The organism is Mesorhizobium sp. C399B (assembly GCF_030323185.1).
In the GTDB taxonomy this organism is placed as follows: domain Bacteria; phylum Pseudomonadota; class Alphaproteobacteria; order Rhizobiales; family Rhizobiaceae; genus Mesorhizobium.
The window spans coordinates 5,398,838-5,411,998 of record NZ_CP100472.1; the positions used below are offsets into that span (position 1 = coordinate 5,398,838).

The following is a 13,161-nucleotide window of genomic DNA, read 5'->3' on the forward strand; positions in this document are numbered from 1 at the left end:
ATTGGGCGGCGGCAGGCAGTTTCATCGCCTTTGGACTAACGTCGCCGACGCTTGAGATTAGCCGAGGCCTCTAAACTTCGTCATCCCAGGATGAAACAGGAGCGAAGCTCCGTCGCGAAGACCCTGGGATGACGAAGCGAGCAACGGCGGCTTGAGTCGCTTGCTCAGGCCGGTGCTGCTTCGATAGTGACCCTGTTGGGATAAAACGCGCCATGGTCGCGAATCTCAGCCATTTCGTCGAAGGGCTGCTCATAGCCCCACATCGCGTCCTTGCCGGTCTCACCGGCCGGCAGCACGCTCCAGTAGCTGGCGTCGCCCTTGTAGGGGCAATGGGTCGACAGGGTGGTTTTGCCGAGCTGGGTGAAGTCGATGTCTTCGAAGGGGATGTAGAATGCCTGGGGGTAGGGCGGTTCGGACAGAAGCTTCGCCCGCGTCGATGAGGCGATCACCGTATCGCCGGCACGCACGACCACGGTACCGCGATAGGGTTCGACGGTGATGACCTTGCCGGGATTGCTCTGAAAGCCGGGGGCGGGGTTGGCGATCTGGTCCATGCGGGGTTCTCCTTGTTCGATTGGGAGCACAGTCCGATTGAGAGAGTGCGGGGTTGCTTCCCATGTCCCTAAAATGTGTCTGGAGAACTCGTTGCGCAAGCCTTCGCCAGTAGGCCAGAGCTGGCCTTCCGATCACTAAAAACGATCCCGCGTGGAGAATGCTCAGGCTGCGGTCTTGAACACGTCCATGAGGCCGGCATAGGCCGCGGCAATACCGGCTACCGGGTTGGTGCTTCTTGACGTCGTCTCGACCTTCAGCGGGCCGCCGCCTGTCGGCAAGGTGAGCAGCAGGAACTGGCGATTGCCGCCGTCGCCGATCGATGCGGCGGCGACATGCTGGCCTTCGCCTTCGTTCTGGACGCACATTTTGAACAGCAGCGTGCCGCCGACCGCCTCAAGGGCGCCGCCGACCACCTCGACAAATTCGTCTTCGGAAACCTTTTTGGCCTCCGGCACGAGATCGGCCAGACTTGCGGCAAGCGTGTCTTCAAGCTCTTTGTCGTCGAGTTGAATATCGTCCAACTGCACGTCTTCGGCCCCGCTGTCATCCAGCTGCCTGTCGTCGATCTGCTTGTCGTCGAGCTGCGTGTCCATGCGAACCTCTTTCAGTCGCCAATCCGCACCCCTACCCCGTTAACGAACCTTAACGTCGACGATGGCCGGATTGTGGCGGTTTTCCCCGCCTTTCGATCACTGCGTGCTTCAGCCGTTAACGGTTGGAGACGTCATGGCTGGACAATCCGTCCGTTCGTCCCACAATGGAACAAAAGACGGGAAAAACGAGGAAGCAATGGGAGGAACCAGATGCTCGGACTGATGCAGGAATGGCCGCTGCTCTGCCACAAGCTGATCGACAATGCCGAGCGGCAGCACGGGACGCGCGAGATCGTCTCGCGCTCGATCGAAGGTCCTGTCGTTCGCACCACCTATGCTGAAGTTCATCGCCGCGCGCTCAAGGTCGCTCAACGGTTGGAGCGCGATGGCTTTGTGCTCGGCGACCGCATCGCGACCCTGGCCTGGAACACGGCGCGCCACATAGAGGCCTGGTACGGCATCATGGGCATCGGCGCCATCTACCATACGCTCAACCCGCGTTTGTTCCCCGAGCAGATCGTCTGGATCATGAACAATGCGCAGGATAGAGGGATCTTCGTCGACCTGACCTTCATGCCGCTGCTGGAAAAGATCGCCGGCGCGGTCAAATCGCTGAAAAAGGTGATCGTCCTGACCGACAAGGCGCATCTGCCTGAAACGACGCTGTCGAATGTGGTTGCCTATGAGGACTGGTTGAACGAGGCCGATGGCGACTTCGCCTGGAAGGTTTTCGGCGAAAACACCGCAGCCGGCATGTGCTACACCTCCGGCACGACGGGCGATCCCAAAGGTGTGCTCTACAGCCACCGCTCGAATGTGCTGCATGCCATGATTGCTGCCATGCCCGACGCCATGGGCCTCTCCGCGCGGGACACGATCCTCCCCGTCGTGCCGATGTTTCATGCCAATGCCTGGGGCCTTGGCCAGAGCGCGCCGATGATCGGCGCCAAGCTGGTCATGCCCGGTTGCAAGATGGACGGCGCCTCGATCTACGAGCTGCTCGACACCGAGAAGGTGACCTTCAGCGCCGCCGTGCCGACCGTCTGGATGATGCTGCTGCAGCATCTGGAAGACACCGGCAAGAAGCTTCCCTATCTCAGCAAAGTCGTCATCGGCGGCTCGTCCTGCCCGCGCGCCATCATCAGGAAATTCCAGGACAATTACGGTGTCGAAGTCATCCATGCCTGGGGCATGACCGAAATGTCACCGCTCGGCACGCTGTGCACCATGAAGCCGCAGTATCAAGCGCTCGAGGGCGAGGACCGGCTCGATATCCAGGGCAAGCAGGGCTACCCGCCCTTCGGGGTCGAGATGAAGGTGACGGATGACGACGACAAGGAACTGCCTTGGGACGGCAAGACCTTCGGCCGGCTGAAGGTGCGCGGTCCAGCCGTCGCCAGCGCCTATTATGGCGGCGTCGGAGCCGAGCAGTTCGACAAGGACGGCTGGTTCGACACTGGCGATGTCGCCCATATCGATTCCGGCGGCTACATGCAGATCACCGATCGCGCCAAGGACGTCATCAAGTCGGGCGGCGAGTGGATATCGACCATCGACCTGGAGAACCTCGCCGTCGGCCATCCCGATGTCGCCGAGGCCGCGGCGATCGGCGTCCATCATTCGAAATGGGGCGAGCGGCCCTTGCTGGTCGTGGTCGCCAAGCCCGGCAAGGAGCCGAGCAAGGCCGATATACTGGCGTTCATGGACGGCAAGGTGCCGAAATGGTGGATACCCGACGACGTCGCTTTCGTCAGTGAAATCCCGCACACCGCCACCGGCAAGATCCAGAAGATCACCTTGCGCAAGCAGTTCAGCGACTACCGCCTGCCGACGGATTGACCGGGACCGTGCGTTTCCTTGACCTTCAAGCTACCGGCCGCAAAAACGTTAGGGCAGGGGATGTTCAATTTGAGCATCCTTTGCTCTAAGCGTCTGTGCGGGTTGGGGCGGTGCTGAAGACAATGGAAATTGACGAGCGGCAGACATCGAAGGCGGCCGGCTGGTCGCGGCGCACGGGCGCTTTTGCCCTGGTCCTGCTGCTCACCGTGCTGGCCGGCCATCATTTCGAACTGGTCGAAACGCCGGCCTTCCTGTGGGTGCTGGCGATCGTCGCCTTGCTTGCCGCGTTCGCTTTGCTGTTTGCCGGCCTCGCTTTGTCCCGGCTGTGGCATTTCGGTGACCGTGGCGGCCGCGACCTCTCGGTCGGCGCCCTGCTGGCGCTGCTGGTGCTGACGCCCTACGGCTTTGCCACCTATTTGGCGGCGACCACGCCGCCCCTGAGGGACATTTCGACGGACCTCGACAATCCGCCGGTGCTCGAGACCAGCGACCGCACCAAGGACATGAACGTGCTCGCGCCGCCAACGCCTGGCGAAGTGCGCCTGCAGGCCGACGCCTATCCGCTGGTCACCGGGCACAGCTACAATCTGCCGTTCGAAACCGTCGTCGACGCCGTTGAAACCGTGCTCGACCGCCGCGATTGGCAACTTACTGCGCCATATCCGGTGACGGACGGTCAAGACGAGGTGACGATATCGGCCGTTGCCCGGAGCTTCGTCGTAGGCCTGCCCGCCGACGTCGCCATCCGGGTCAGCAATGATGGCGACACCATCGTCGTCGACATGCGCTCAGCCTCCCGCTACGGCCGCTACGACCTCGGCGACAATGCGGCGCGCATCGTCGGGTTCCTCGCCGAACTCGACCAGGAGGTTGCAGGGCAGGTGGGTGCCGCGCCGGCTGAGTAGTTCTACCCCACCGGCACAAAAACGCCGTCGATGGCCGGGTCACCCTGGGTAGCAACCAGGCCGCGCGCCACCAGGTCCTCGAGATGGGCAAGCACCGACAGGCCGGCGGCGCCATGCAGGCGCGGGTCGGTGTCCCGGTAGATAGCCTTGACCATGTCCGGGATCGTCCGGTCGCTGTCGCGGATCCGTTCGAGGATCGCCCGTTCGCGCATCTTGCGATGGGTCTTGAGGCCGCGCATGAAGCTGCGCGGCGCGGTCACCGGGCCGCCATGGCCGGGCAGCAGCAGGCGATCGCCGCGCGCGATCAGCCTGTCGAGCGAGGCCATGTAGTCGGCCATCGCTCCGTCCGGCGGCGCCACGATCGATGTCGCCCACGCCATCACATGGTCGGCTGAAAACAGGATGCCGGTGCCTTCGAGCGCAAATGCCGCGTGATTGGCGGTGTGGCCCGGCGTCAGCACCGTCCGGATCGTCCAGTCATCGCCCTCGACCAGCGCATTGTCGGGCAACGCGATCTCCGGGACGAAAACCGTGTCGGCGCTGGCGTCGAGCGGGTTGATCTCGCCGATCCGCAGCGGCCTTGCCGGGCGGTGCGGGCCTTCGGCCAGTACAATAGCGCCGGTGTGCGCTTTCAGCCGGGCGGCCAGCGGAGAATGGTCGCGATGCGTGTGGCTGACGAAGATATGGCTGACCGGCCGGTTTGCGATCACCTTGAGCAGCGTCTGGAAATGCGCCTCGTCATCGGGGCCGGGATCGATCACCGCCAGCGTATCGCGCCCGACGATGTAGCTGTTGGTGCCGTGAAAGGTGAACGGGCTGGGGTTTTTGGCGGTGACGCGCAAGACGTCCGGCGCAACGGTGACGCCCTCGCCATATGCCGGATCGAAGCTGGTGTCGAATTTGAGCGCCATGGCGGTGTCGTTGAATCTCTGTTCAGGAAGACGGCAAAACTGATTGCCGCATAACACGGAAGCCAATATAGAAAAACGCAAGGCCGCGATCTGCGGCAATCCGGATTGGGGAAGACCATGGCACTTGCAACGACGATGCGCCCGCTTGTTTCTCTCGCTTTGCCCCAGGAGGGCGCGCAGCGCCTGGCAACCCAGCTTTTGCTGGCGATCGCCGGAACGCTGCTTTTGACCCTGTCGGCCAAGACGAAAGTCGTGCTCGGGCCGGTCGACATCTCGCTGCAGACGCTGGCCGTCCTGCTGATCGCCACTGCATTTGGCCTGCGGCTTGGCGTCGCTACCCTGCTTCTCTACATGGCCGAAGGCGCCATGGGCTTCCCGGTCTTCCAAAGCACGCCTGAAAAGGGCATCGGCATCGCCTACATGATCGGCGGCACCGGCGGTTATCTCGCCGGCTTCGTCGTCATGGCGGCCATTGTCGGCTGGGCCGCCGACCGCGGCTGGGACCGCCACCCGATCAAGTTGTTCAACGCCATGCTGGTCGCCGAAATCGTCATGATGGCCATGGGCTTTGCCTGGCTGGCCACCCTCATCGGCGCGGAAAAGGCGTGGCAGTTCGGCGTTTTGCCGTTCGTCCTCGGCGACCTGATCAAGGTTGCGCTCGCCGCCAGCCTGGTGCCGGCGGTATGGTCGCTGCTGCCCAAGCAGCCCTGAAACCGGACAAATGAATGAGCCGGCGGGTCCAAGGCCCGCCGGCTTTTTGTTGTCACGCGTCCGCCAGCCGATGGTGCAAGCCGGTTGCCAAATCGCCACGCCCATTTGCACCGTCAGCTTGTGCCTGGTCGGTCAAATTGCCGCGAGGCGGCAGATGCAGAGTAATTCTGGCGCCGATCCACGGCCGAGATTGAATTGACAAGCCATTGCGCGAAACCTAAGCACGGGCAACTTGATTTCGAGGCGGGGGCCGGTAATTCAAGGAGAGCTTGTTGAAGGGAATAATCCTTGCAGGAGGCAGCGGGACGCGTCTGTATCCCCTTACATTAGCGATCTCTAAGCAGATTCTGCCGATATACGACAAGCCGATGATTTTTTATCCGCTGAGCGTCTTGATGCTCGCCGGTATCCGCCAGATTTTGATCATTTCGACACCTCGCGACTTGCCGGTGTTTCGGGAGTTGCTGGGCGACGGTTCGGAATTCGGGGTCGAATTCTCCTATGCCGAGCAGGCGCAGCCCAACGGGCTTGCCGAGGCCTTCATCATCGGCCGCGACTTCATCGGCAAAGATAATGTGTCAATGATTCTCGGCGACAACATCTATTTCGGCGAGGGCCTGTCGCAGCTCTGCCGCACTGCTGCGCAGCGCCAAAGCGGCGCGTCGGTGTTCGCCTACCATGTCGAGGACCCGCAGCGCTACGGCGTGGTGTCGTTCGACAAGCTCAGCGGCACGGCTTTGACGATCGAGGAGAAGCCGCGGGAGCCGAAGTCCAACTGGGCGGTCACCGGCCTCTATTTCTACGACAATGAGGTCGTCGACATCGCGTCGACGATCAAGCCCTCGGCGCGCGGCGAACTCGAGATCACGGCGGTCAACAACGTCTATCTCGAGCGCGGGAAATTGCATGTGCATCAGCTCGGCCGCGGCTATGCCTGGCTCGACACCGGCACGCATGACAGCCTGCATGAAGCCTCTTCCTTCGTGCGCACGATCGAGCACCGCCAGGGGATCAAGGTCGCCTGTCCTGAAGAAATCGCTTTCGAGCAGGGCTGGCTGACCGCCGACAAGGTGCTTGAGCGCGCCACGCGCCTGGGCAAGAACGAATACGCCGCCTATCTGCGCCGGCGTGTCACCGAGCTGACGGAGACATAGGGTGCTGGAAGTCAGGCAGCTCGGTTTGGACGGCGTGCTGGAAATCGTGCCGAAGCGGCACGGCGATGCGCGCGGTTATTTCATCGAAACCTGGAATGCCGAGGCCTTTGCCGAGGCCGGCATCGATCTGCGTTTCGTCCAGGACAATCATTCCTATTCGGCTGCCGCAGGTGTCGTGCGGGGGCTTCACTATCAACTGCCTCCACACGCGCAGGACAAGCTGCTGCGCGTAATCAGAGGCCGCATTCTCGACGTGGCGGTCGACATCCGCCGCAGCTCGAAAACCTTCGGAAAATGGGTCGCGCTCGAAATATCGGCCGAGAGAGGCAACCAGATCCTCGTGCCGAAGGGTTTCGCGCACGGTTTCGTCACGCTCGTGCCGGACACCGAGGTTCTGTATAAGGTCACCGACACCTATTCGCCGGCGCATGATCGATCGATCCGTTTCGACGATCCTGATATCGGCATCGATTGGCCGTCGCCGGCCGGCGCCTTCGAGCTCTCGGCCAAGGACCTCAAGGCGTCGGCGCTTGCTGAGGCCGAGGTGTTCGCATGACGCGCGACGATGTGAGGAGAGCGCCATGAATTTTCTGGTGACAGGCGGTGCCGGCTTCATCGGCTCGGCCGTGTGCCGGCATTTGTGCGCCAATCCGGCCTACCATGTGACCAATCTCGACAAGCTCACCTATGCCGGCAATCTGGCCTCGCTGCGCACCATCGAGAATGCACACAACTACAAATTTGCGCAGGCCGACATCTGTGACGAGCGGGCGGTTCTCGACATCCTCCACCGCGACGAGATCGACGTCGTCATGAACCTCGCCGCCGAAAGCCATGTCGACCGCTCGATCGACGGACCCGGCGCCTTCATCGAGACCAACATCGTCGGTACCTACCGGGTGCTGAATTCGGCGCTCGAATATTGGCGCGGCCTTGACGAGGACAGGAAGGCGCGCTTCCGCTTCCACCATGTCTCGACCGACGAGGTGTTCGGCGATCTGCCCTTCGATGGCGGCATGTTCGTGGAGGAGACGCCTTACGCGCCATCCTCGCCCTATTCCGCCTCCAAGGCCGCATCCGACCATCTGGTGCGGGCCTGGTACGAGACGTACGGCCTGCCGGTCGTGCTCTCCAACTGTTCGAACAATTACGGGCCTTATCACTTCCCCGAAAAGCTGATCCCGCTGGTCATCCTCAACGCGCTCGACGAAAAGCCGCTGCCGGTCTACGGCGCTGGCGCCAATGTGCGCGACTGGCTGTTCGTCGAGGATCACGCCCGTGCTCTGGAACTGGTCGCCACAAAGGGCCAGCCCGGCGAAAGTTACAATGTCGGCGGCAATTCCGAGCGTACCAACCTTGGCGTCGTCGAGACGATTTGCGGCCTGCTCGACATCAGGCGTCCGCGCAGCGGCGGCAGGAGCTACCGCGATTTGATCAGCTTCGTCACCGATCGGCCCGGCCACGACCGCCGCTATGCAATCGATGCCTCCAAGATCGGCCGGGATCTCGGTTGGGCGCCGGAGGAGAGTTTCGACAGCGGCCTTGCAAGGACCGTCGACTGGTTCCTCGACAACAAATGGTGGTGGGGACCGATCCGCGAGCAGCGCTACGCCGGCGAGCGGCTGGGGCAAGTCCGGTCGCGCGGCCAGGTTGAAGGCAGGAAGGGCGCGGCGTGAGGCTGGTTGTCACCGGACGCGACGGTCAGGTCGCTGCCAGCCTGCTGGAGGCCGGGCAGAGGCGCGATGGCATCGAGGTCGTCACCCTCGGCCGCCCAGTGCTCGATCTGGCGCGGCCCGATACGGTGTTCGACGCACTCGCGGCAGCGCGGCCGGATATCGTGGTGTCGGCTGCCGCCTACACCGCCGTCGACCAGGCCGAGGACGAGCCCGATCTTGCCTTCGCTGTGAACGCCGTCGGCGCCGGCAAGGTCGCCGAGGCGGCCGCGAAGCTCGGCGTGCCCGTAATCCATCTGTCGACCGACTACGTCTTCGATGGCACCAAGGACGGCGCCTATGTCGAGACCGACGCCACCGCACCGCTCGGCGTCTACGGCGCCTCCAAGCTTGCCGGCGAGCTGGCCGTGGCCGCCGTCAATCCGCGCCATCTGATCCTGCGCACCGCCTGGGTCTACAGCCCGTTCGGCAAGAATTTCGTGAAAACCATGCTGCGGCTGGCCGGCGACCGCGACGAGATCGCCGTGGTCGCCGACCAATGGGGAAATCCGACATCCGCACTTGATATTGCCGACTCGATCCTGCATGCGGCGGCGGTGTTGCGCGGCGACGACAGCTTCGACGGCTATGGGATCTACCATCTCGCCGGAGCCGGAGACGTCAACTGGAGCGGCTTTGCACGCCACATTCTGGAGGCAAGCCTGTCACATGGCGGGCCGTATGCTGCGGTACGGGATATTACGGCGCGCGACTACCCGACCAAAGCGCGTCGCCCGGCTAATTCGCGTCTTTCGACGCAAAAATTCACAGCCGCATTCGGATCGGAGGCACAGGGGTGGCAGCAATCGACAGGGCTTGTGGTGCGCCGCATCTTGCAAGCCCAGCCGGCAGCATGGAAAGACGTAGCGATTGTGTCTGTTAAGCGATGAAACAGCTTGTCGCTATCTTTATGTCGGCCGAGTCGCCATATCGCGGCGCCTTCATGTCTGTCGCGGAAATTACCAAGCCTGAGCAAGTTACACTGAAGGAAGTATCATAATGTCGGGTGTATCAATGGTTTGGCTTCGGCTCGCGCAGTTTGACATACGGCTTCGTTACCGGAATTCGACTTTCGGGCCTTTCTGGATTACGCTGAACACGGCAATATTTGCCCTTTCAGTTGGGCTTCTATATGCTGTCTTGTTTAAGCAGCCTATCAGGGAGTTCATACATCACTTGGCTACGAGTGTAGTCTTGTGGCAATTTCTATCTGGAGCAATAATTGAAGGTTCGGAAACTTTAATTGGATCTCACGATCTTCTTCTAAATACGAAGATCTCGCCGGCCTCATGCATATTTCGTTGTGTCTCTAAGAACATAATAATATTGATGCACAATGTGCTAATTATATTCATAACTCTAATTATTGCCTATCCGAACTCCGGCTTGAACATACCAATGTTCATCGTCGGAACCGCGCTGTTGGCTGCCCATGCCGCCTGGATATCGACCATCGTAGCGATTGTTTCTGTGCGATACAGAGACGTTCCGCTGATCACCGCTGCCGTTATGCAGCTTCTGTTCATGCTTTCGCCGATTATCTGGACGGCAAAGGTTCTCCCTACCAGCTCTCCGTTCCTGGTCTACAATCCTGTCGCCTACATCATCGATGCAGCGCGAACTCCACTGATGAGCGACGGCACCGACTACATGAGCGTGCTCGTGTCCGCCATTATTGCCGGCGCGGGGAGCATCGCCGCCTATCTTCTCTATCGAAGGACGGAGCACCGAATTCCGTACTGGCTTTGAATTCTGACGCCGTCACACAATTGTATTGGAAGCCCCATGTCACCGCCATCCATTCATCTGAGCGACGTCACCGTCCGAATTCCGGTCTGGTCCGCTCCGGCAAATCGTTCTCTCAAGCAAGCCGCGCTCCGTTTCACCACGGGCGGGCGTTTGCTGGCCGGTGACTCCGGCCGTTTCGAAGTGGCGGCTCTCGATGGCGTGTCGCTCGATCTTAAACCCGGCACCCGGCTGGGGCTGAGCGGGCACAACGGTGCTGGCAAGACGACACTGTTGCGCGTCTTGGCAGGCATTCTCAAACCCACCAGCGGGACAGCTGTGATCAACGGGGACTCGGCCGTTCTGATAACGCCCTCCATGGGTTTATCTCCCGAACTCACGGGCCGAGAGTTCATCCGGCTCCAGAGCCTCATGACCGGTATCGCCCCCCGTGAAATCGAGCGCCAGACCGAATCGATTATCGAGTTCTCGGAACTGGGCGATTTCATAAATTTGCCGGTACGCACCTACTCGTCCGGCATGCAGACACGGCTGTCGTTTTCGGTTGTCACCGCATATCCGACCGATATCGTGCTTCTGGACGAAGGGCTGGGCACGGGCGACGCGTCATTTCAAAAGAAGGCCAGAGAGAGAATGGAGCATTGGCTCAACAATGCCGCCATCGTCGTGCTGGCATCGCATTCCGATGCCCTGATCCGGTCGATGTGCAGTTCCGCGGTGTTTCTCGAGAAAGGTCGCGTCGTGAGAGAGGAGACCTTTGGCTAATGCGTCGTCAGCTGACTGCAACGCTCGCCGGCGCCGGCGCCCGAATCTTCGGGCACCAGGATTTGAAACAATCCTACCATAAGGTCTTCGACCCCGACGTTCCCCTGCAAAGCTATAGGGGCAGGCTTGCCTATTGGTGCATGTCGGCGGCGCACCGCCTTGGCTTCCTCTCCGACCTGCAACTGTCCTACCTGTCGCAGCTGCCGCTCGTCCCGGCGGTCGCTCCGCCAAACCATGTCTATGATCACGAGTTCTTGAACCTGCGGCTGAATCGAATCTACGACATGCCGGACGTCGAGATAGACGAGCGCCGGCCGCAGACGATCAATGTCCTGGTTCCTGCTTTCGACTTCAAATCGATCTCGGCCGGGTTCTTCGGCGTCTTCCAGATGGCGCTGTTCTTGCGCAAGACGGGCATCAATGTTCGCCTCGTCCTATTTGATAATTTCTATTTCAATATCGCCGACTTCAGAGAAAAGGTTTTGAAATACCCCGGTATGGAGGGTGTCTTCGACGAACTCGAAGTCGAGTATATCGGCGAGAGGCGGAAACCGCTTGCTATATCGCGCTTCGACTATGCCGTGGCGACCGTTTGGTATTCAGCCTATTTTGCAGAGAAGATTACAGCGCGCACAGAGAGCAAGAAGTTTATATACCTGATACAGGACTATGAGGCTGTATTTTATCCAGCAAATAGTCTATATGCCGTTGCAGATCGTACATACGCGATGGACTACGATGCGATATTTTCAAGCGAAAGCCTTATGCAGTTCTTCATTTCGAATGATGTCGGCGGCATAAGGTCTCGCGGCATGTCGCATACGTTTTTCAACAACGCCTGCTCGTCCAATCTCCTGCCCAAGGACATGTTCATCCAACGCAATCTTGCAAAGAAAAAGAAGACGATCGTCTTCTATTCTCGGCCGGTGGTGGATCGGAATATGTTCGAACTTACAGCGTTAGCTCTTACGACGGCCTTCAGGCGGGGCATTTTCGACCCCGAGGAATGGGATTGCGTGGGCATGGGCTTGGGAGAAGGTGTTGTCGAGTTGCAGCCCGGGGTTCGATCGGTTTCGTTGCCAAGGATGGACCTCAGCAAATACATCGAGGAGGTCTCGGGTTTTGATATCTGTCTCACGCTGATGGCTTCTCCGCATCCGAGCATGATCCCGATGGATCTCGCCGGATCCGGCTGTGTCGTTGTGACAAATACCTTCAAGACAAAAACTGATGATTATTTGAAGGGCCTCAGCGGAAATATCATCCCGGCTGCTTCGGAATTGAATGAAATCGTTTCAGCTTTGGAGCTGGCAAAGTCGAGGAGCGGGGACCTGGAGCAGAGGTACAGATTTGCCAAGGCAATGAAGTATCCGCGGGATTGGGACCAGTCGCTCACTGCCAAACATCTGAATTTCTTCAAGCGTCGCCTGCAGGTTCGCGCGGAAAAAGCAGCAACCGGCAAACAATAACCGTCATGAATTTTTTCGATTGCCGGCGTCGCGGTCGGGCGACTGCGAACATTGGGACACTAGGAGCGTAAGACGGTGGCGATGGCTACATCACACAAGGCGGTCAGACTCGCGTTGCCGCTGGGGCCACGAACCCTGATAGTGGTCGGATGTGGCCGGGGCGGCACAAGCCTCGTCGCCGGTGCGGCCATAATCCTGGGTGTGCCCATGGGATCGTCACCCGCTTCCATCATCCATGAGGATATGGAGCTCGTTTATGCGGCCCAGGGTCGGGACATCGATGGCCGCCTGATCGATGGTTCGGCAGATAATGGCTTGAAGAAGCTGGAAGAGATCATCGAGGCGAGAAATGATGCCAATGATCTATGGGGTTGGAAAGATCCGTCTGCCGATCTTTACCTCGGGGCGATAGCGGAGGTCGTGAGGAACCCGTTCATCGTGTTCGTCAACCGCGACATGGCTGCGGTCGCCCAGTCCGAAGTCAAGCAGATGCAGTCCTCGATCGAGCAAGCCTATGACCTGGCGCTGATCAGGTACAGCAGATATTGGGAATTGCTGCAGCGATTGCAGTGGCCGACGCTCCTTGTCAGCTATGAGCGTTCGCTGTTGAACCCGGAGTCACTGTTGTGCGAGATCGCAGATTTTATTGGACTTGAGCCCCCCAGCGAAAGACAGCGCGATTTCATCAAGCAGTTCGCTTCCGGGCGGGATTATCAGGAACTGGACTTGGCAAACGCCGCTGTCTAGGCTTCCTTGATGGCTTGCCGGGCACTTTCGTCGGGGGGCGAGAGACAGTGGTAA

At 60.2% G+C, this 13,161-nt stretch carries 14 protein-coding genes; 11 read left to right on the top strand and 3 right to left on the bottom strand.

Annotation, left to right across the window (positions count from 1 at the left end):
• Window positions 1-164: 164 nt before the first annotated feature.
• Window positions 165-554: a DUF427 domain-containing protein gene (locus NLY36_RS25610; protein ID WP_023698131.1), complete on the bottom strand. Its 390-nt coding sequence runs from the start codon at window positions 552-554 to the stop codon at window positions 165-167.
• A 162-nt stretch (window positions 555-716) separates the two neighbouring features.
• Window positions 717-1,148 (bottom strand): hypothetical protein, encoded by a 432-nt coding sequence (locus NLY36_RS25615; protein ID WP_245260217.1) that lies wholly within the window; start codon window positions 1,146-1,148, stop codon window positions 717-719.
• 210 nt (window positions 1,149-1,358) lie between these two features.
• On the opposite strand from NLY36_RS25615, the gene NLY36_RS25620 reads away from it, so the two are divergent.
• Entirely contained in the window at window positions 1,359-2,987 is a 1,629-nt protein-coding gene (locus NLY36_RS25620; protein ID WP_023703205.1) for a fatty-acid--CoA ligase, read from the top strand.
• Between the two features lie 122 nt (window positions 2,988-3,109).
• The gene (locus NLY36_RS25625; protein WP_023703206.1) at window positions 3,110-3,892 is read left to right on the top strand and encodes a DUF1499 domain-containing protein; all 783 of its coding nucleotides are present in this window, start codon (window positions 3,110-3,112) and stop codon (window positions 3,890-3,892) included.
• Between the two features lie 2 nt (window positions 3,893-3,894).
• Here NLY36_RS25625 and NLY36_RS25630 read toward each other — a convergent pair whose 3' ends face one another.
• A complete protein-coding gene (locus NLY36_RS25630; protein ID WP_023692735.1) occupies window positions 3,895-4,803 on the bottom strand; it encodes an MBL fold metallo-hydrolase in 909 nt (302 codons plus the stop codon).
• A 117-nt stretch (window positions 4,804-4,920) separates the two neighbouring features.
• Between NLY36_RS25630 and NLY36_RS25635 the strand changes: the two genes are divergently transcribed.
• The 9 genes from NLY36_RS25635 (at window position 4,921) to NLY36_RS25675 (ending at window position 13,107) form a co-directional block, all read left to right on the top strand.
• Complete coding sequence (locus tag NLY36_RS25635; RefSeq protein WP_023703207.1) at window positions 4,921-5,514, top strand: biotin transporter BioY; 594 nt, start codon at window positions 4,921-4,923, stop codon at window positions 5,512-5,514.
• 272 nt (window positions 5,515-5,786) lie between these two features.
• On the top strand, window positions 5,787-6,668 hold the full coding sequence (gene rfbA, locus NLY36_RS25640) for a glucose-1-phosphate thymidylyltransferase RfbA (RefSeq protein ID WP_023698135.1): 882 nt from the start codon (window positions 5,787-5,789) through the stop codon (window positions 6,666-6,668).
• Window position 6,669: 1 nt separating this feature from the next.
• Window positions 6,670-7,224, top strand: coding sequence for a dTDP-4-dehydrorhamnose 3,5-epimerase (rfbC, locus tag NLY36_RS25645; RefSeq protein ID WP_023670703.1), 555 nt, complete (start codon window positions 6,670-6,672; stop codon window positions 7,222-7,224).
• Between the two features lie 25 nt (window positions 7,225-7,249).
• On the top strand, window positions 7,250-8,344 hold the full coding sequence (gene rfbB / locus NLY36_RS25650; protein ID WP_023735564.1) for a dTDP-glucose 4,6-dehydratase: 1,095 nt from the start codon (window positions 7,250-7,252) through the stop codon (window positions 8,342-8,344).
• Entirely contained in the window at window positions 8,341-9,270 is a 930-nt protein-coding gene (gene rfbD, locus NLY36_RS25655; RefSeq protein ID WP_023735563.1) for a dTDP-4-dehydrorhamnose reductase, read from the top strand. Before rfbB ends, rfbD begins: the two co-directional genes overlap by 4 nt.
• 124 nt (window positions 9,271-9,394) lie before the next feature.
• Window positions 9,395-10,129: an ABC transporter permease gene (locus tag NLY36_RS25660; protein ID WP_031193609.1), complete on the top strand. Its 735-nt coding sequence runs from the start codon at window positions 9,395-9,397 to the stop codon at window positions 10,127-10,129.
• Window positions 10,130-10,165: 36 nt separating this feature from the next.
• Window positions 10,166-10,891 (top strand): ABC transporter ATP-binding protein, encoded by a 726-nt coding sequence (locus NLY36_RS25665; protein ID WP_023687183.1) that lies wholly within the window; start codon window positions 10,166-10,168, stop codon window positions 10,889-10,891.
• Complete coding sequence (locus tag NLY36_RS25670) at window positions 10,891-12,360, top strand: rhamnosyltransferase WsaF family glycosyltransferase (protein ID WP_023698140.1); 1,470 nt, start codon at window positions 10,891-10,893, stop codon at window positions 12,358-12,360. The genes NLY36_RS25665 and NLY36_RS25670 overlap by 1 nt, the downstream gene beginning before the upstream one ends.
• A gap of 81 nt (window positions 12,361-12,441) precedes the next feature.
• Window positions 12,442-13,107, top strand: coding sequence for a sulfotransferase (locus tag NLY36_RS25675; protein WP_023687185.1), 666 nt, complete (start codon window positions 12,442-12,444; stop codon window positions 13,105-13,107).
• Window positions 13,108-13,161 lie beyond the last annotated feature (54 nt).

Bases quoted from the DNA above. Each gene is read 5' to 3' on its own strand.
- NLY36_RS25610 (WP_023698131.1), bottom strand. From the start codon at position 554: ATGGACCAGATCGCCAACCCCGCCCCCGGCTTTCAGAGCAATCCCGGC.
- NLY36_RS25615 (WP_245260217.1), bottom strand. From the start codon at position 1,148: ATGGACACGCAGCTCGACGACAAGCAGATCGACGACAGGCAGCTGGAT.
- NLY36_RS25620 (WP_023703205.1), top strand. From the start codon at position 1,359: ATGCTCGGACTGATGCAGGAATGGCCGCTGCTCTGCCACAAGCTGATC.
- NLY36_RS25625 (WP_023703206.1), top strand. From the start codon at position 3,110: ATGGAAATTGACGAGCGGCAGACATCGAAGGCGGCCGGCTGGTCGCGG.
- NLY36_RS25630 (WP_023692735.1), bottom strand. From the start codon at position 4,803: ATGGCGCTCAAATTCGACACCAGCTTCGATCCGGCATATGGCGAGGGC.
- NLY36_RS25635 (WP_023703207.1), top strand. From the start codon at position 4,921: ATGGCACTTGCAACGACGATGCGCCCGCTTGTTTCTCTCGCTTTGCCC.
- rfbB (WP_023735564.1), top strand. From the start codon at position 7,250: ATGAATTTTCTGGTGACAGGCGGTGCCGGCTTCATCGGCTCGGCCGTG.
- NLY36_RS25660 (WP_031193609.1), top strand. From the start codon at position 9,395: ATGGTTTGGCTTCGGCTCGCGCAGTTTGACATACGGCTTCGTTACCGG.
- NLY36_RS25665 (WP_023687183.1), top strand. From the start codon at position 10,166: ATGTCACCGCCATCCATTCATCTGAGCGACGTCACCGTCCGAATTCCG.
- NLY36_RS25670 (WP_023698140.1), top strand. From the start codon at position 10,891: ATGCGTCGTCAGCTGACTGCAACGCTCGCCGGCGCCGGCGCCCGAATC.
- NLY36_RS25675 (WP_023687185.1), top strand. From the start codon at position 12,442: ATGGCTACATCACACAAGGCGGTCAGACTCGCGTTGCCGCTGGGGCCA.